Genomic DNA, 17,945 nt, shown 5'->3' on the forward strand with positions numbered 1-17,945 from the left:
AGTTAAAGGCACAACAATGACTAAAGCAAGTTTAGTAGCTAATAAAAAAAATAATATAGACTTGGTTTTAGCTCCAGTAAAAGATACTGAACTTATCAATGAAGCCTTCATTAAAGAGCTAATAAACACTTCTGACTATAAGCCACTTTTTGTTAACTCGGCGAACATAAAAAATGCAATTGCCGAGCTAAACTCAGTATTAAAACCATTGCAAGATGGTCAAATGGGTCGAGAAATCCGTTATGAAATTCTGATTCGAAAAGACGCAACCATTAATATTCAAATCGACAGTGAGGAAATGTTGGCTGAGGCAGAGATTACCTCAGCCATGGGCGGCGCCCACTTGACTGCCAAAGCAATTTTGGATGCTGCAAAAGCTGCTGGCGTCAAAAAAGGCTTTAGTAAAGAAGAGCTAGTTAAAGTTGCTCACATGGCGGCAAAAGCTGAACCTGGAACGATTGTTAAAGATGCTATTGCTCATGGCAGAGAAGCCGTAAATGGCAGAGACGCACGAATCAAGCCTTTAGTGCAAAGCGCACAAGATCGTATTTTACGTCCAAAAGAACAAGATGGTGGCCGCGTTGACATGCGCGATCTCGGTGACATTATTTGTGTCAGGATTGGTGAGCCGTTAGCGAAGAAGATTCCACTCACGGAGGGAATCAAAGGTTACACGGTAACAGCGACTCCTCTGTTACCGGAGCCTGGGCAAGACACCTCACTAATTTCTGGCGAGGGCACTGTCGTTAGCCCTAAGAATGAAAACGTGCTTATTTCAACCAAAGTTGGCCTACCCAAGATCATTGATAACGGCATGGAAGTTGACGAAGTTTACAAAATAAACAATGTCGATGTCGGTACTGGTCATATTGATTTCCAAGGGAGTGTTATTATCGATGGTGATGTCTGTGAAGGTATGAGAGTGTCAGCAACAGGCGATATCACCATTGGCGGCTTTGTTGAATCTGCACAATTAACCGCGGGCGGTGATATCACTATCGCAAGCGGTATCATCGGCAAAAAACAGGATCTTGATGGTCAAGATGCCGACATTCGAGACTTTAGAATGAGCGCTACAATTCGCGCTGGTGGAAATTTATTTGCCAAGTATTGCCAATATGCAGACATTCAATGCACAGGTAATGTCCGCATTGAAAACCAGCTAATGCATAGTTTGATTGATGTTGGTGGCGTGCTATGGGTAGGTGAAGAAGATAAAGCAAATGGCAAACTTATTGGTGGCTTAATTAGCGCATCATCATCTATTCATGCAGGCATTGTTGGCGCTACTGCTGGTAGCAAAACGTTAGTTAATTTCGACAAACCACTTGCGACTTTCGCAGATAAAATTGCCAAAGTCGAAGCAAACTTAGCTGTTGAAGATGAAAAAACATTAGAGCTACAAGCAGCCAGCAAAAAGCTCAAAAAATTACCACAAGAGCCGAAAATCAAAGCCATGCTGCAAAAAGTTGTTACGACTTATCAGTTTCATGCAAAGCGAATGGGTGACATACTTAATGAAAAGGAAAAGCTGGAAAATCAGCTACAGGAGTTTATGGCATCTGTTTACTTAGAAGCTAACGAAAAACTTTTTCAAAGTGTAGAGTTTACCGTTGGTGACTGCATGGAGCGCACCAAACGAGAATTTCCGCCAAGTAGAATGCGCTACAAGGATCGTAAAATTATCATCGACCCTATCGTGTAAAAGAGTAAGAATAACTTGAACGTAAAACGTCCCCTTATTGCCTCAGCATTATTTATGTCGACGCTATTTGCCCACCAAGCTCAGGCTGAGCACTGTAATGTTAATTTCAATTACGGTGTGATTATCGAACCCAATCACGTAAGAATCCTTGATAACGGCCAAACGTATGTGCAAATCAATAATGACAACCAACTGTTTGTGCGCGGTAGAGAAATTCCTTTAGAAGCGCAACAAACAGCACTAATCAGTGAGTTTAGCAAGGGAATACGCAGCCAAGTACCTGAAATTGTCTTTATCGCCATAGAAGGCGTTGAAGTGGGCTTAAAAGCGGTAAACAAAGTTATTGGTGGCCTAACAGGAGAAAACAGTGCTTCACACCGCAAACTTCAAGAGAAGTTTGATGATATGCAAATGCGTTTGAGAAAGAAGTTCAACCATAGCGATAAAAGCTATTACATTGCCCCGCAGGACTTCGATGACTTTGATGAAATATTTGCTGGTGAATTTGAGCAAGAAATTGAAGAAATCGTTTCTGAATCGATTGGCACCATATTAATGGCCGTAGGCGAAGCAATGGCAAACCGCGATGAAGAAACTATCGAGCAGCGAGTTAGCACTTTTGACGATAGGCTTGAGAATATGGGCGAAGAGTTGAAATTAGAAATCGGCACACGCGCAAATCAACTGGAGCAAAAAGCCGAGCAATTCTGTCAAGCCTTATCAAACCTAGACAAGGTTGAAACGGAAATGCAAGTCACGATTTCGGCACTACAAGACTTTAACCTGATCTCAAGTGAACGATACTCACACAGCGAATAATCTTACCCATAGAGCAGTAGCTTTACTGCTCTAGCTAATTTGACACACCTTGTTACTTAAAATTAATTAGCTCCCTTTTGTTTTTCATCTACAGTCTAATAATGTAAAAAAACAAAGAAAAACAAGGGATAGATCAATGAGTAAAAGAAGACGCGACGTTCAAGAACACGAAGCAGATGTTGATATGACGCCGATGCTGGACATAGTGTTTATCTTGTTAATCTTTTTTATAGTAACGACCTCCTTTGTAAAAGAACTCGGTTTAGAAGTTACTAAGCCTAAATCAAATAAAACGCCTGCTAACGCCAACCCCACAATTGTTGTAAGCATTTCGGATTCTGGCGTCGTTAACTTTAATGGAAAGTTGGTTGATATCGAGCGGCTACCAGCCCGCATTGAGAACTTTCTTGCAGAGAACTCAACAACCACCGCCATTGTCATCCCATCAGCAGAGACAAGACACGCTGATGTCGTTAGTGTTATTGATCAGATTAAAACTTTTGATGAGCTTACTATCGCTTTTGGTAAGACTCGGCTTTAAACAAGCAGTATATTTTAAATTAAGTGCAGCGTAGTCGGCTTTATCTATGCACACAATCCATAGTACACAAACCATAGTGTACAAACTATATTTTGGACGCCTCTGTTGCACGATTTAGAATTTCTTATTTAGCTTAATAGTCTAAACAAAATATGCTTTAAGCCCGAGGGGCTATGTCACTGGTTTTATGACAATGTGTGCTAATTGAATTTGTACTCTTCTAACTTACGCTGCGCTAGTAACTCAGCTTCTTGCTGGCTTTGAACTATATCAAAAGGCAGGTAGGCTTCATGAGCTGACTGCAACATATACTGTACTAGGCTTTTAGGAAGAATAAAGACGACATATATACAGCCATTTTTTTTAGCCCAACGCTGTAAGTTTGTAAGTCCCTCTGTGACCTCAGCACTTCCGCCTTCAAACTTTTCTAAATCCACAACTCTAACCCAAGCAGAATCTGTAACAGCCTTTGCTAGCCTTTTAACTTCATCAGTGTAGTTATCAGTAGCCTCTTTGTTCCATGTACCCTGAAGCAGAGTATAAAGGCAATTCCCCTTTACCCTAACTTCAAATTTTCCATGAGCAGAAAACAGCGGCACACTACCTCCCTAAACCAATATAAAAGACTAATCACCTGCTTACCCAATAGCTAAATATTGAATTGTACTGAGTAGGTAGCATCATTGTTATGTAACATATCTAGCATGTGATAGATATTATTTCACACACGAAAAAGCCCCTGTCATTAGACAGGGGCTTTTCTTAATTAGATGCCTAGCGATGACCTACTCTCACATGGGACCTCCCACACTACCATCGGCGCAGTTGCATTTCACTTCTGAGTTCGGCATGGGGTCAGGTGGTTCTACAACGCTATTGTCGCTAGGCGAAACTTTTATTTACTGCCTTAGCAGTAAATTACAATCTGGAAAGCTTTGACGTGCATGGATGCACTAATGTCGACAAGTGTCATGGATGACAGTTGTTTGTTGACGCTATATATAGCTTTAATTCAAGTTGTACTCATGTACGTGATGTTTTGTCAGTCAAAACCATTTGGGTGTTGTATGGTTAAGCCTCACGGGCAATTAGTATCAGTTAGCTCAAGGCCTCACAACCCTTACACACCTGACCTATCAACGTCGTAGTCTCCAACGACCCTTCAGGGGACTTAAAGTCCCAGTGAGAACTCATCTCAAAGCCTGCTTCCCGCTTAGATGCTTTCAGCGGTTATCAGTTCCGAACGTAGCTACCCGGCAATGCTTCTGGCGAAACAACCGGAACACCAGAGGTTCGTCCACTCCGGTCCTCTCGTACTAGGAGCAGCCCTCTTCAATTCTCAAACGCCCACGGCAGATAGGGACCGAACTGTCTCACGACGTTCTAAACCCAGCTCGCGTACCACTTTAAATGGCGAACAGCCATACCCTTGGGACCGACTTCAGCCCCAGGATGTGATGAGCCGACATCGAGGTGCCAAACACCGCCGTCGATATGAACTCTTGGGCGGTATCAGCCTGTTATCCCCGGAGTACCTTTTATCCGTTGAGCGATGGCCCTTCCATACAGAACCACCGGATCACTATGACCTGCTTTCGCACCTGCTCGACGTGTCTGTCTCGCAGTTAAGCTGGCTTATGCCATTGCACTAACCGTACGATGTCCGACCGTACTTAGCCAACCTTCGTGCTCCTCCGTTACGCTTTGGGAGGAGACCGCCCCAGTCAAACTACCCACCAGACAGTGTCCCCAACCGAGATAATCGGCCTAGGTTAGAACATCACGCATACAAGGGTGGTATTTCAAGGTTGGCTCCACTCACACTGGCGTGCAAGTTTCAAAGCCTCCCACCTATCCTACACATGTAGGAGCAATGTTCACTGTCAAGCTATAGTAAAGGTTCACGGGGTCTTTCCGTCTAGCCGCGGGTATACGGCATCTTAACCGCAATTTCAATTTCACTGAGTCTCGGGTGGAGACAGTGTGGCCATGATTACGCCATTCGTGCAGGTCGGAACTTACCCGACAAGGAATTTCGCTACCTTAGGACCGTTATAGTTACGGCCGCCGTTTACCGGGGCTTCGATCATGAGCTTCGCAGAGCTAACCCAATCAATTAACCTTCCGGCACCGGGCAGGCGTCACACCGTATACGTCATCTTTCGATTTTGCACAGTGCTGTGTTTTTAATAAACAGTTCCAGCCACCTGGTTACTTCGACCGACCTCAGCTTAGGGAGCAAGTCCCATCACCAGAGCCGGCGTACCTTCTCCCGAAGTTACGGTACTATTTTGCCTAGTTCCTTCACCCGAGTTCTCTCAAGCGCCTTAGTATTCTCTACCTAACCACCTGTGTCGGTTTGGGGTACGGTTCCTTTATATCTATGCTTAGAAGCTTTTCCTGGAAGCAGGGCATCAACAACTTCAACTCCGTAGAGTCTCGTCTCGTATCTCAGCCTTAAGAACCCGGATTTGCCTAAGTTCTCAGCCTACATACTTTCACATGGACAACCAACGCCATGCTTGCTTAGCCTTCTCCGTCCCTCCATCGCAATATAAAGAAGTACAGAAATATTAATCTGTTTCCCATCGACTACACCTCTCGGTCTCGCCTTAGGGGCCGACTTACCCTGCCCTGATTAACATGGGACAGGAAACCTTGGTCTTTCGGCGAGGGGGTTTTTCACCCCCTTTATCGTTACTCATGTCAGCATTCGCACTTCTGATACCTCCAGCATGCTTCTCAACACACCTTCAACGGCTTACAGAACGCTCCCCTACCACTCAAAATAAATTTTGAATCCGCAGCTTCGGTGCATAGTTTAGCCCCGTTACATCTTCCGCGCAGACCGACTCGACTAGTGAGCTATTACGCTTTCTTTAAAGGATGGCTGCTTCTAAGCCAACCTCCTAGCTGTCTATGCCTTTCCACATCGTTTCCCACTTAACTATGACTTTGGGACCTTAGCTGGCGGTCTGGGTTGTTTCCCTCTTCACTACGGACGTTAGCACCCATAGTGTGTCTCCCGGATAGTACTCATTGGTATTCGGAGTTTGCAAAGGGTTGGTAAGTCGGGATGACCCCCTAGCCTTAACAGTGCTCTACCCCCAATGGTATTCGTCCGAGGCTCTACCTAAATAGATTTCGGGGAGAACCAGCTATCTCCCGGCTTGATTAGCCTTTCACTCCGACCCACAGGTCATCACCGCATTTTTCAACATACGTGTGTTCGGTCCTCCAGTTGGTGTTACCCAACCTTCAACCTGCCCATGGGTAGATCGCCGGGTTTCGGGTCTATACCCTGCAACTAAACGCGCAGTTAACACTCGCTTTCGCTACGGCTCCCCTAATCGGTTAACCTTGCTACAGAATATAAGTCGCTGACCCATTATACAAAAGGTACGCAGTCACCCGAAGGCTTCCACTGCTTGTACGTATACGGTTTCAGGTTCTATTTCACTCCCCTCACAGGGGTTCTTTTCGCCTTTCCCTCACGGTACTGGTTCACTATCGGTCAGTTAGGAGTATTTAGCCTTGGAGGATGGTCCCCCCATGTTCAGTCAACATTTCACGTGTGCCGACCTACTCGATTTCACTTATGTTTGTCTTCGTGTACGGGGCTATCACCCTGTATCGCCAAGCTTTCCAGCTTGTTCCACTAACGCCCATAAGCTTAAGGGCTAATTCCCGTTCGCTCGCCGCTACTAAGGAAATCTCGGTTGATTTCTTTTCCTCGGGGTACTTAGATGTTTCAGTTCTCCCGGTTCGCCTCATTAAGCTATGTATTCACTTAATGATACTTGCTTATGCAAGTGGGTTTCCCCATTCAGAAATCCTAGGTTATAACGGTTTTTATCACCTTACCTAGGCTTATCGCAGATTAACACGTCTTTCATCGCCTCTAACTGCCAAGGCATCCACCATATACGCTTAGTCACTTAACCATACAACCCCAAATAGTTTTCGTATTTAAGTCATCAAGAGACAAATCTTGATGCTAATGTATGACTGACATTTTCACGTACTCATTATCCATTCTTAAAAAGAACAGTAATGGAGTATGCTTGAATTAGATTGATAAATGATAAGGAAAAATCATTTATCAGGTTTGATGCTTACAGCGCGACACTGTAATCATCATTCGAAATAATTAATTTACTAATTATTTCGGGATATATATCAGCTTTCCAAATTGTTAAAGAACTTCAAATCAGCGCACATTCGGCTCATTTGTGGTTAAAAAAACCAAACGTAAATTGTTCAGTTGAACACCTTAAGTTTGGTTTCTTTGACGAAGCTTTGGTAGGTCTGGGCAGACTTGAACTGCCGACCTCACCCTTATCAGGGGTGCGCTCTAACCAGCTGAGCTACAGACCTAAATCACATAAGAGTGAAGTGGTGGAGCTAAGCAGGATCGAACTGCTGACCTCCTGCGTGCAAGGCAGGCGCTCTCCCAGCTGAGCTATAGCCCCATAAGGCTTCGTTTTCTTTACTTTTCGTTATCAATGCAATGTGTGTGAACACTCAACATGGTGCGTTTTACTTCAAGATAAGGAGGTGATCCAACCCCAGGTTCCCCTAGGGTTACCTTGTTACGACTTCACCCCAGTCATGAATCACAAAGTGGTGACCGTCCTCCCGAAGGTTAAACTAGCCACTTCTTTTGCAACCCACTCCCATGGTGTGACGGGCGGTGTGTACAAGGCCCGGGAACGTATTCACCGCGACATTCTGATTCGCGATTACTAGCGATTCCGACTTCATGGAGTCGAGTTGCAGACTCCAATCCGGACTACGACGTACTTTCTGGGATTCGCTCCACCTCGCGGTCTTGCTGCCCTCTGTATACGCCATTGTAGCACGTGTGTAGCCCATCCCGTAAGGGCCATGATGACTTGACGTCGTCCCCACCTTCCTCCGGTTTATCACCGGCAGTCTCCTTAGAGTTCCCGACATTACTCGCTGGCAAATAAGGATAGGGGTTGCGCTCGTTGCGGGACTTAACCCAACATTTCACAACACGAGCTGACGACAGCCATGCAGCACCTGTCTCAGAGTTCCCGAAGGCACTAATCTATCTCTAGAAAATTCTCTGGATGTCAAGGGATGGTAAGGTTCTTCGCGTTGCATCGAATTAAACCACATGCTCCACCGCTTGTGCGGGCCCCCGTCAATTCATTTGAGTTTTAACCTTGCGGCCGTACTCCCCAGGCGGTCAACTTAGCGCGTTAGCTACGCTACTCACGTTTCAAGAACACAAACAGCTAGTTGACATCGTTTACGGCGTGGACTACCAGGGTATCTAATCCTGTTCGCTCCCCACGCTTTCGTGCCTCAGCGTCAGTATCTGTCCAGGTGGCCGCCTTCGCCACTGATGTTCCTTCCAATCTCTACGCATTTCACCGCTACACTGGAAATTCCACCACCCTCTACAGTACTCTAGTCAAACAGTTCCAAATGCAGTTCCGAGGTTAAGCCCCGGGATTTCACATCTGGCTTATCAAACCGCCTACGCACGCTTTACGCCCAGTAATTCCGATTAACGCTCGCACCCTCCGTATTACCGCGGCTGCTGGCACGGAGTTAGCCGGTGCTTCTTCTGTCGCTAACGTCACAGCTAGCAGATATTACCTACTAACCTTTCCTCACGACTGAAAGTGCTTTACAACCCGAAGGCCTTCTTCACACACGCGGCATGGCTGCATCAGGGTTTCCCCCATTGTGCAATATTCCCCACTGCTGCCTCCCGTAGGAGTCTGGGCCGTGTCTCAGTCCCAGTGTGGCTGATCATCCTCTCAAACCAGCTAGAGATCGTCGCCTTGGTAGGCCTTTACCCCACCAACTAGCTAATCTCACTTGGGCTAATCTTTTGGCACGAGGCCCGAAGGTCCCCCGCTTTGGTCCGTAAACATTATGCGGTATTAGCAGTCGTTTCCAACTGTTGTCCCCCACCAAAAGGCATATTCCCAAGCATTACTCACCCGTCCGCCGCTCGACGCCAAAGGAGCAAGCTCCTCTTCGTTTCCGCTCGACTTGCATGTGTTAAGCCTGCCGCCAGCGTTCAATCTGAGCCATGATCAAACTCTTCAATTAAAATCGTTTGTGAGACATCAGTCTCGGCTCAATGAATTCTGTACAAATAAAACTTATATAAAAGTAGTTTTTGTATGAGTTCACTGAGTTAATTTTGGCAAACCGAAGTTTGCTTATTTGTAAAATCAACATCATGTGAATGCTCACACAAATTGCATGATAACTAATTGTTAAAGAACTGAATCTTGCGATTCAAACAAAACATCGCATTCGTGTTTTGTGGTTGCTCCCTCGTTGAGAGCGGATGCGCATTTTACGCTTCCTAGTTTTGATGTCAACAACTTTTTGAAAAAATCTTTAATTCATTTTTCTAAGTTATCTGACCCGTTTACTAAGCAAACTTGCTAACTAAACTTATCAAAACACTTCGTTGGGCTGCCCCGTGGAAGTGGATGCGCATTTTAGAGATTTTTAGCTGGGCGTCAACACCTTTTTGAAATTAATTTAAAATTATAGTTCAAGTGCTTACATTTTGCGCAAAGCGCGCAATTATTGATTGATTTTGTGGTAAACCAGTAAAATTTGATGTAAAAAAGCCGTATTAACACAGATAAAGGTTAATACGGCTTTTTTATAATAAAGTGTCGATACTAGTAATAAGTAACGTCTTTTATTTCTTGTTTTCTCGTAGATGCTATATATATGTCATAAACATCTTTAAAGTCGATACTTAACTCAGTTGCGTACGTATCACCCACAGGATAACTCTTTATCACTTTAGCCCCCCGAATAACACCATGAACTGACGCTTTGAGTTGATGATTTTCGATAAGTAAGTCACCCATAGTCATATTAGAGGCAACTTGTTGACCATATACCTGTTCAGCTAATTCCGCATAAGCGGCAAGTTTTGATGCTTTAATTGCCATTAGCATACGTTGTGTTTCATGCTCTGACTTTTGTAAACTGATTGGCGCATAGCCAACAGCGGTGACAACAGGAAAGACCTCTGGCTTCACTGGTTGCCACTGGACATGCTTATCATATATAGATGTACAAGCAGAAACGGTAACAACTAAAACTAGCGCTAACGCAATATTGATAAGTTTCATTATCTCACCCCGCCACTATCTATTGCTGTATTCGAACAGCGCGGGCCTCTTCAGCCAAGTTCTCACTGGTGCGAATTATCATGCCATCTTTCAAGCGCACATTTTCATCGCGATAAACTTCATCACCGATCACCCATTTTGGTATAAATGATTGAGCACTGGCGACAACGACACGAGATTGCATGCCGATCATTCGAGCGTTAACTAATATACCCGTTTCTTGCTCCATCATGGTTCCGGTCACTACATAGTCAATAATTTGTCGCTCAGGTAACTCTTTCCAGTCGCGACTAAAAACGTAATCGCCATCTTTTGTTACTCGGATATGCCCTGTTGTTTTGTAATCAATCACTACCATGCCATGACGTTGCAATTCATGAACGAAGTTCTCTGATAGTTGATTACCCAGCCAGTTGGTCGACTCTAAGTCTTCCAAATTAACAAATGAAGTAACTGCGATTGGAGTTTTTGGTGAAACAAAGGAGCTATGCTCCAGCATTTGATACGCCAGCCCTCTCACCACATCATTAATGGCATGCTTGGGTAGATCAAAACTATCTATCTCATCCATTTTTTGATGGCTGACACTGTAAAAATCTTGCTCACTATTCATTGAGCACGAGGCCAGTAAAGGAATACAGGCTGCTAATAGCCAATTTTTCATTGAGACACCTCAATTATTACTACAAGTTTAACGTTGACTTCTTGGCTTAGAATAATGCAGGAAACGCGCCAACAGTAAATAATTATTGCTAGGATAGGTTGAACAGGCATAGTTCATGCTTACTCTTAGTTAATTGTAAGCTATTGGCTAACACAACCGTCTACTTTATGACGCTTACTTAGCTCATGATGCTGCTACTTAGTTAGCTAGTTATTAACTTAGTGTTCGCAAGATCAAACGCAACCTTAATGCCAAGATATTGTGAACACCAATCAATTGGATTGCTTGTTATGCGAATTTTAGCATTATTCACATCAATATTAATTTCATTTGTGAGCTCTGCTCAGTGGTATGAATCACAAGGCAGTGCATACATCTTAAATAGTGATCGCGAGACTGCGCGAACAGAAGCAATGGAAAACGCATTAAAAAAAGCATTACTTGTTGCCGGCGCCTCAGTGAGCAGCGCACAGCGGGTTATCAACGGTTTGCTTACTCAAGACGAACTAAGTATTCGTGCTAGTGGCACAGTGAATTCAATTGAGTTAATCGACGAAAGCTACCAAGGAGACATGCTTAAAGTAACGATTCGCGCAGATATCTTTCCACAAGAGCAGCAATGCTTTGCCGCCGACTTCAAAAAGTCGATGCTAGTAACTAAAGCCCAACTGCTTCATCGTGAACAAGCAAATATTGGCAAAATTTATAATTTAGACAAGAAACTCGTTGCTCGCTTTGCTGACAAGCTTGGTGAGAAAAGTCGCTACATTGATATTAAACTAGCCAACAAAAGCAGCATCCCTTTTAGTCGCTATAACCGTAGTTTTGACCAAGAAAAAATAAAATACTTAGCAGTTGAATTAGGTCAACGCTTTGACACACAGTTTGTGCTCTTTACAGAGGTTACCGACGTATCGTTTGATGCAGAAGTGCTAAACCAATGGCAGTTCTGGCAAGAAGATAACTTCGATCGTCACTTTGATACCACCTTCTATATATATAGTACTGATAATGGAGAACTATTATGGGATAGCCATTACCAAAATAAAGCTCCTTGGACTTTTAGTAAGCGAGAAACGATCGACCTAAACGGCCAATCGTTTTGGCAAAGCGCCTACGGCCGTATGCTAGACCGCACACTTGATGACGCCTTACTTGATATTGATGAAAGCCTAATGTGCCAGCAAACAAGGGCAAGAATTGTCAGAGTTGAAGGTAATGAAGTAATTGTTAATGTGGGCAAACGCCAAGGCGTTAAGTTAGGCGATAAATTTTCTTTACTACATTTAAATAGTTTCACAAGCGATCAAGGGAAAATGTACACGGGGTATAATGTCAGCAGCCACATGGTGACAGTAAGCGAAGTATTTCAAGATAGCGCTGTCGCAAAAACCACTAATCAAAACTTGCTTGGCAATATTCAAATCAATGATCTCGCCGTGAAACAAGATCCCTAAAGCAACTACAGAATACCATCACTGCCCTATTGAGTTGTTTTAGTCATTGTAAACTATTGATAAACAGTTTAAATTCAACTGAGCTGTCTCTGTAGCTCAGTTGGATAGAGCATTCGCCTCCTAAGCGAAGGGTCGCAGGTTCGACTCCTGCCAGAGACGCCACTTCAAGTTTTTCTCTTGTTTATTGAGTTTTCCAAGTAAACCTAATTTTATTAACGCAATTGTACGCACTTCAATGGCGTAAATACTTTGCTGATAAGCCCTTATATCTGGCTTTTAAAATACCAATAAAAGCCAGTTAAAACAGTATGATTAAAAACAAATAGAGTTAAAACTTTAATTTCACTTTGTTACAAGCTGAATACATTTAGAACCACCCATCAATTACATTAGTTTTTCTAATCCGACACAGGTAATTTTATTTGTTTGTTTTATCACCAAACGATCTGGATAATGCGCGTCGCAATTAAGCCACTAGAGCAACTTTTAGCGGCTACTTTTAATTAACATTTACCAACGGAGTAACACACACTAATGAACCCACTATTCTTTGACGCACTTAGCTGGATTGGGCTGGCCTTATGTATCGGTGCTTTTTTTATCAAAGATATATTAATGCTAAGACTGGCAACCTTGGTTGGGTGTGTGTTGATGGGCGTTTATTATACGCATATTGATGTAGCACAAGGCATGGTATCAAATGTGATTATTGTTGCTATTAATGCCTTTTACTTATTAAAACGCAGCGAGCGTGAGCCACAAGTAGATGCCTCGCTTGAATGTTCGAGCACCTAGCATCTACACCTAGCCTCTAATTGAACATTTTCCATTAGACAAATTATTGACATAGATAAATTAAAAAGCCCCAAATAATGGGGCTTTTTAATGCAACAATCGACCACTCATTCTGATTGTTCTATTACGACGTCCATATCATCGGCAACCGATGAGTTACTTAACACTGCCGACACTGCCAATACAAAAACAGCAGCAATAACAGTAGTAAGCTTAAATCCTTTGGAGGTTGGTTTATTCATACGCAAACCTACTTACTAAGTTGTTTATTATTGTTATTACTTAATAACCCTAAAAACTTATCTGAATATAATCGACATTTCAATCATTTATTTGCGCAGCTCAAATTAATAGCCTTTATTTACATCGACTTGATTAATAAGCGCTTTATTTTGAACAAAACGTTGGTAATTTGCAGCTATTTGCTCAACCACCTGTTGTTGATCCGTAATCGCTGAAACATGGGGGGTTACCGTTAACTGCGGTAAATTCCAGAATGGATGATGACTAGGTAATGGCTCTTGTCTAAATACATCAAGCGCTGCACCTGCAATCACATTACCTTCTAGTGCTTTAACAAGGGCTTGTTCATCTACTGCATTACCTCTACCAACATTGATTAAATATCCATCTTTAGGCATTGCATACAAAACGCGCTCATCAATAATATCATTAGTTTGATTAGTCGCCGGTAATACCGACACGACAAAATGAGCCAGTTTCACACTGTCGACAAGTTGATTTTCCCCTACAAAGCTTTGCGCAATATAGTCAGCAGATTTAGGTGTCTGACTCCAAGTGCTGACCTGATAGCCGTTTAGGTGAAGTTTACGTGCAACCACTAAGCCTATTTCACCAGCCCCTAGAATGGTAACTTTGTTACCTTGTTTACGACGCTTGAATATCCACTCATGTGCCTGTTGAGCTTGCCAATAAGCTACCATATTGCGCTGATGATTAAGAATGCTCATTAGCACAAAGTCAGCCATCTGCTCAGATAAGCTTGGATCAACAATTCGGGTAATTTTGAGGGGCTGCGGCCGATTATTATCATAAATAAGTCCGTCTGCACCGGCGCCCAATGACGATACCACTTTTAGCTTAGGTAAATGACTCCAAAGCTGTGCTGGTTGTTGCCAGCAAACGCCAAACTCAACGTCACTATAAGCTTGATACTCATGCCAGTTTTTTACTTCTACCCCTGGTAGGTGCTCCTTCAGCGCGTTTATCAATGTTTTCGCACTGCGATTTGAAATTGCAATTGCTATCGACATGACTTTCCTCGTTCAGCGTCTTATCACTTAAAGCCAAGTAATATACCACCTAATCCATAACACTCGATCAATTGCGCTTAGTCCATAGCGCTTAATACGTATCATTTAGTAATTCTCGTCATCTCAGGTCTCTCGATAATTTACTCGCAAATTTAGGCCGTTAGATTTCAATCAACTGTAATATGCCGCACTAACTATTCACTAAAAGTTCAACGGGTGAATACCACCTTTTACGTCAAAAATCTGAGGTAGTGTTTCAGATCATATTTTATCTCGAAAAATTATGAGAATTGCCGCAAATTCATTTGCAGTAGCCTCGATGCTGAGCGAGAATACTGCTCACTTCAAGCAATTCGAATTTTCATTATATAAGTAGGAGCATATATGCCATCGCGTCAACAACTGGCCAATGCAATTCGTGCGTTAAGTATGGATGCCGTTCAAAAAGCTAAATCAGGACATCCAGGTGCCCCAATGGGCATGGCAGATATCGCAGAGGTTCTCTGGCGTGATTTTCTAAAGCATAACCCGGCTGATCCAAACTGGGCAGATCGTGACCGTTTCGTGTTATCAAACGGCCATGGCTCAATGCTAATTTACTCACTACTACATTTAACTGGCTACGACTTACCAATGTCTGAGCTAGAAAACTTCCGCCAGCTTCATTCAAAAACACCAGGTCACCCTGAATACGGTTACACGCCGGGCGTTGAAACAACGACAGGCCCATTAGGCGCAGGTATCTCAAATGCAGTCGGTATGGCGATTGCAGAAAAAACCTTAGCAGCACAGTTTAACCGTGAAGATCACAATATTGTTGATCATTTCACTTACTGTTTCTTAGGTGATGGCTGTTTAATGGAAGGTATTTCTCACGAAGCTTGTTCATTAGCAGGAACCTTAGGTTTAGGTAAGCTAATTGCGTTTTGGGATGACAACGGTATTTCAATTGATGGTCATGTTGATGGCTGGTTCACTGAAGATATTCCTGCTCGTTTCGAGTCATACGGCTGGCACGTAATTCGCGATGTTGATGGTCACGACTCTGTAGCTGTTGCTAACGCTATTGAAGCGGCGCAAGCTGAAACGGGCAAGCCCACCATGATTTGCTGTAAAACCATTATCGGTTTTGGCTCACCTAATAAATCAGGTAGCCACGACTGTCACGGTGCACCGTTAGGTGATGATGAAATTGCTGCAGCACGTGAATTCTTAAACTGGCCACATGCGCCATTTGAAATTCCAGAAAATATTGCTGATGCTTGGAATCAAACAGAAAAAGGTACTGGCGCACAAGCAAGCTGGAATGACAAATTTGCCGCTTACCAAGCAGCTCATCCTGAATTAGCAGCGGAGTACGAACGCCGCGTGTTAAAAGGTGAACTACCTGCTGAGTTTGAAGAAAAAGCCAATGCATTTATCAAAGAGTGTCAGGAAAAATCTGAGAACATTGCTTCGCGTAAAGCGTCACAAAACGCTATTGAAGCCTTTGGTGCCCTATTACCTGAATTAATTGGTGGCTCTGCTGATTTAGCAGGCTCTAACTTAACCTTATGGTCTGGTTCAAAAGGCATTCAAGACGACCCTGCTGGCAACTACATTTTTTATGGTGTACGTGAATTTGGCATGAGCGGCATTATGAATGGTATTTCATTGCACGGTGGTTTTATTAACTATGGCGCAACCTTCATGATGTTTATGGAATATGCACGTAACGCAGTACGTATGTCAGCGTTAATGGGTATTCAAAATATTTTCGTTTACACCCATGATTCAATTGGCCAAGGTGAAGATGGACCAACGCATCAACCTATCGAGCAATTAACTAACTTACGTACGACACCAAACATGGTTACTTGGCGCCCAGCTGATGCTACCGAAGCTGCGACTGCTTGGAAGCACGCGGTCATTCGTCAAGATGGCCCAACGTCATTAGTATTCTCTCGCCAAGGTTTACCAGCATTAGCACGCTCAGCGTCACAAGTAGCTGATATCGAGCGTGGCGGTTACATCTTAAAAGACAGTGTTGGCGAGCCTGAAGTTATCTTAATTGCCACTGGCTCTGAAGTTGGTCTAGCGATGGCTGCCGCTGAGCAGTTAGGTGACAACGTGCGTGTTGTTTCTATGCCATCGACCAATGTATTCGATGCACAAGATAGCGATTACAAAGAAAGCGTATTGCCAAGTGCCGTCACTAAGCGTGTTGCGATTGAAGCGGCACACACTGATTTCTGGTACAAATATGTAGGCTTCGCTGGTGGCGTTGTTGGTATGACAACTTTCGGTGAGTCTGCACCAGGCGGTGATTTATTCAAACACTTCGGCTTTACTGTCGAGAATGTTGTTAACACCGTAAATAGCTTATAATCTCGCATTATTTGCTGTGGTACTGATTAGCTTGGTTAATACAATTAAATCGAGCTAATCAGCGCCGATATTTTATAAAGCACTGCGCTTTAAAAGTATGCCTCTACATATGCTTACTAACTATGCCAATTAATATTGCGATTAATGGTTTTGGCCGCATTGGCCGAAGCGTCGCACGCGCCTTGTTTGAAACAGGCCGCCAATCACAACTTAATCTCGTTGCCATCAATGAACTAGCCGATGCCAAAGGCATTGCCCACCTGTTTAAATACGACACCACTCATGGCCGCTTCCCGTTTGCCGTCAATTACGAGCAAGACAATTTAATTGTTGCGGGTAGCAAAGTTGCCATTAGCCATGAAGCTGACTTAGACAAGTTGCCATGGCAACAAGAGCAAGTGGATATTGTGTTAGATTGTACAGGCAAATTTGCTAGCCAAGCTGATGGCCAACAGCATATTGCCCAAGGTGCCAAAAAGGTACTTTACTCACATCCAGCTAGCCACGATATCGATCAAACCATTATCTATGGCATTAACCATCAGCAATTAACTGCTGGTGATAATGTGGTTTCCAATGGTTCGTGCACCACAAATTGTATTGTGCCTGTGATTAAAGTGCTGGATGACAAGTTTGGCGTTGAAAGTGGCGCTATCACTACCATCCACTCATCAATGCATGATCAGCAGGTGATTGATGCTTATCACAGCGACTTGCGTCGAACGCGTGCCGCCAGCCAGTCGATAATTCCAGTGGATACTAAATTAGCCTTAGGTATTGAGCGGATTCTACCAGAGCTAAAAGGGCGTTTTGAAGCGATAGCTGTGCGAGTACCAACCATTAATGTTACCGCAATGGATTTGAGCGTTACGGTTAACAGCGATGTCAGTATTAAAGATATCAATCAAGCGATTATGGCAGCGCAGCAAAATGGCTTAGCTGGCATTTTGGGCTACACCGAAGAGCCACTCGTTTCTGTTGATTTTAATCACGATCCACACTCGTGCATTGTCGATGGTACGCAAACACGTGTCAGCCATAAGCGCTTAGTAAAAATGCTCGTTTGGTGTGACAACGAGTGGGGTTTTGCTAACCGCATGCTTGATACCGCCAGTGAAATGGCAAAATTTATAAAATAAAATTAACCGAAAAAATATAACAATTCATACAACAACTTA

11 protein-coding genes, 3 tRNA genes and 3 rRNA genes are annotated in these 17,945 nt (G+C 43.5%); 8 read left to right on the top strand and 9 right to left on the bottom strand.

Going from position 1 to position 17,945, the window contains the following annotated elements:
* Positions 1–16 precede the first annotated feature (16 nt).
* From DXX92_RS14210 to DXX92_RS14220, 3 genes are all read left to right on the top strand, one after another.
* Positions 17–1,705 carry a DUF342 domain-containing protein gene (locus DXX92_RS14210; RefSeq protein WP_116001041.1) on the top strand — a complete coding sequence of 563 codons (1,689 nt, stop codon included), beginning with the start codon at positions 17–19 and terminating at the stop codon, positions 1,703–1,705.
* A gap of 15 nt (positions 1,706–1,720) precedes the next feature.
* Positions 1,721–2,524, top strand: coding sequence for a YggN family protein (locus DXX92_RS14215; RefSeq protein ID WP_245961488.1), 804 nt, complete (start codon positions 1,721–1,723; stop codon positions 2,522–2,524).
* A 136-nt stretch (positions 2,525–2,660) separates the two neighbouring features.
* Entirely contained in the window at positions 2,661–3,065 is a 405-nt protein-coding gene (locus tag DXX92_RS14220) for an ExbD/TolR family protein (protein WP_116001043.1), read from the top strand.
* A 200-nt stretch (positions 3,066–3,265) separates the two neighbouring features.
* On the opposite strand, the gene DXX92_RS14225 is transcribed toward DXX92_RS14220, so the two are convergent.
* From DXX92_RS14225 to DXX92_RS14260, 8 genes are all read right to left on the bottom strand, one after another.
* Positions 3,266–3,664 carry a hypothetical protein gene (locus tag DXX92_RS14225; RefSeq protein WP_116001044.1) on the bottom strand — a complete coding sequence of 133 codons (399 nt, stop codon included), beginning with the start codon at positions 3,662–3,664 and terminating at the stop codon, positions 3,266–3,268.
* 173 nt (positions 3,665–3,837) lie between these two features.
* A 5S ribosomal RNA gene (gene rrf, locus DXX92_RS14230) occupies positions 3,838–3,952 on the bottom strand.
* 180 nt (positions 3,953–4,132) lie between these two features.
* Positions 4,133–7,009, bottom strand: a 23S ribosomal RNA gene (locus DXX92_RS14235).
* A gap of 356 nt (positions 7,010–7,365) precedes the next feature.
* Positions 7,366–7,442 (bottom strand) — tRNA-Ile (locus DXX92_RS14240).
* A gap of 19 nt (positions 7,443–7,461) precedes the next feature.
* Positions 7,462–7,537 (bottom strand) — tRNA-Ala (locus tag DXX92_RS14245).
* Between the two features lie 78 nt (positions 7,538–7,615).
* A 16S ribosomal RNA gene (locus DXX92_RS14250) occupies positions 7,616–9,158 on the bottom strand.
* The 16S, 23S and 5S rRNA genes sit together here with 2 tRNA genes alongside, the layout of an rRNA operon.
* A gap of 590 nt (positions 9,159–9,748) precedes the next feature.
* Complete coding sequence (locus DXX92_RS14255) at positions 9,749–10,210, bottom strand: LPP20 family lipoprotein (RefSeq protein WP_116001045.1); 462 nt, start codon at positions 10,208–10,210, stop codon at positions 9,749–9,751.
* Positions 10,211–10,229: 19 nt separating this feature from the next.
* Positions 10,230–10,874, bottom strand: coding sequence for a FlgO family outer membrane protein (locus DXX92_RS14260; RefSeq protein WP_116001046.1), 645 nt, complete (start codon positions 10,872–10,874; stop codon positions 10,230–10,232).
* A 290-nt stretch (positions 10,875–11,164) separates the two neighbouring features.
* Here DXX92_RS14260 and DXX92_RS14265 point away from each other — a divergent pair, with 290 nt between their 5' ends.
* From DXX92_RS14265 to DXX92_RS14275, 3 genes are all read left to right on the top strand, one after another.
* Positions 11,165–12,331, top strand: a complete 1,167-nt coding sequence (locus DXX92_RS14265) for a flagella assembly protein FlgT (RefSeq protein WP_116002452.1) — start codon at positions 11,165–11,167, stop codon at positions 12,329–12,331.
* Between the two features lie 85 nt (positions 12,332–12,416).
* Positions 12,417–12,493, top strand: a tRNA-Arg gene (locus DXX92_RS14270).
* A 372-nt stretch (positions 12,494–12,865) separates the two neighbouring features.
* Positions 12,866–13,126: a hypothetical protein gene (locus tag DXX92_RS14275; protein ID WP_116001047.1), complete on the top strand. Its 261-nt coding sequence runs from the start codon at positions 12,866–12,868 to the stop codon at positions 13,124–13,126.
* A gap of 347 nt (positions 13,127–13,473) precedes the next feature.
* On the opposite strand, the gene DXX92_RS14280 is transcribed toward DXX92_RS14275, so the two are convergent.
* Positions 13,474–14,400: a 2-hydroxyacid dehydrogenase gene (locus DXX92_RS14280; RefSeq protein ID WP_116001048.1), complete on the bottom strand. Its 927-nt coding sequence runs from the start codon at positions 14,398–14,400 to the stop codon at positions 13,474–13,476.
* Positions 14,401–14,784: 384 nt separating this feature from the next.
* Between DXX92_RS14280 and tkt the strand changes: the two genes are divergently transcribed.
* A complete protein-coding gene (gene tkt / locus DXX92_RS14285; RefSeq protein ID WP_116001049.1) occupies positions 14,785–16,767 on the top strand; it encodes a transketolase in 1,983 nt (660 codons plus the stop codon).
* A 122-nt stretch (positions 16,768–16,889) separates the two neighbouring features.
* On the top strand, positions 16,890–17,906 hold the full coding sequence (gene epd / locus DXX92_RS14290; RefSeq protein WP_116001050.1) for an erythrose-4-phosphate dehydrogenase: 1,017 nt from the start codon (positions 16,890–16,892) through the stop codon (positions 17,904–17,906).
* Positions 17,907–17,945 lie beyond the last annotated feature (39 nt).

The sequence above is a fragment of the Thalassotalea euphylliae genome (assembly GCF_003390395.1).
In the GTDB taxonomy this organism is placed as follows: domain Bacteria; phylum Pseudomonadota; class Gammaproteobacteria; order Enterobacterales; family Alteromonadaceae; genus Thalassotalea_F; species Thalassotalea_F euphylliae_C.

Bases quoted from the DNA above. Each gene is read 5' to 3' on its own strand.
- DXX92_RS14260 (WP_116001046.1), bottom strand. From the start codon at position 10,874: ATGAAAAATTGGCTATTAGCAGCCTGTATTCCTTTACTGGCCTCGTGC.
- DXX92_RS14280 (WP_116001048.1), bottom strand. From the start codon at position 14,400: ATGTCGATAGCAATTGCAATTTCAAATCGCAGTGCGAAAACATTGATA.
- DXX92_RS14220 (WP_116001043.1), top strand. From the start codon at position 2,661: ATGAGTAAAAGAAGACGCGACGTTCAAGAACACGAAGCAGATGTTGAT.
- DXX92_RS14275 (WP_116001047.1), top strand. From the start codon at position 12,866: ATGAACCCACTATTCTTTGACGCACTTAGCTGGATTGGGCTGGCCTTA.
- DXX92_RS14265 (WP_116002452.1), top strand. From the start codon at position 11,165: ATGCGAATTTTAGCATTATTCACATCAATATTAATTTCATTTGTGAGC.
- tkt (WP_116001049.1), top strand. From the start codon at position 14,785: ATGCCATCGCGTCAACAACTGGCCAATGCAATTCGTGCGTTAAGTATG.
- DXX92_RS14255 (WP_116001045.1), bottom strand. From the start codon at position 10,210: ATGAAACTTATCAATATTGCGTTAGCGCTAGTTTTAGTTGTTACCGTT.
- DXX92_RS14210 (WP_116001041.1), top strand. From the start codon at position 17: ATGACTAAAGCAAGTTTAGTAGCTAATAAAAAAAATAATATAGACTTG.
- epd (WP_116001050.1), top strand. From the start codon at position 16,890: ATGCCAATTAATATTGCGATTAATGGTTTTGGCCGCATTGGCCGAAGC.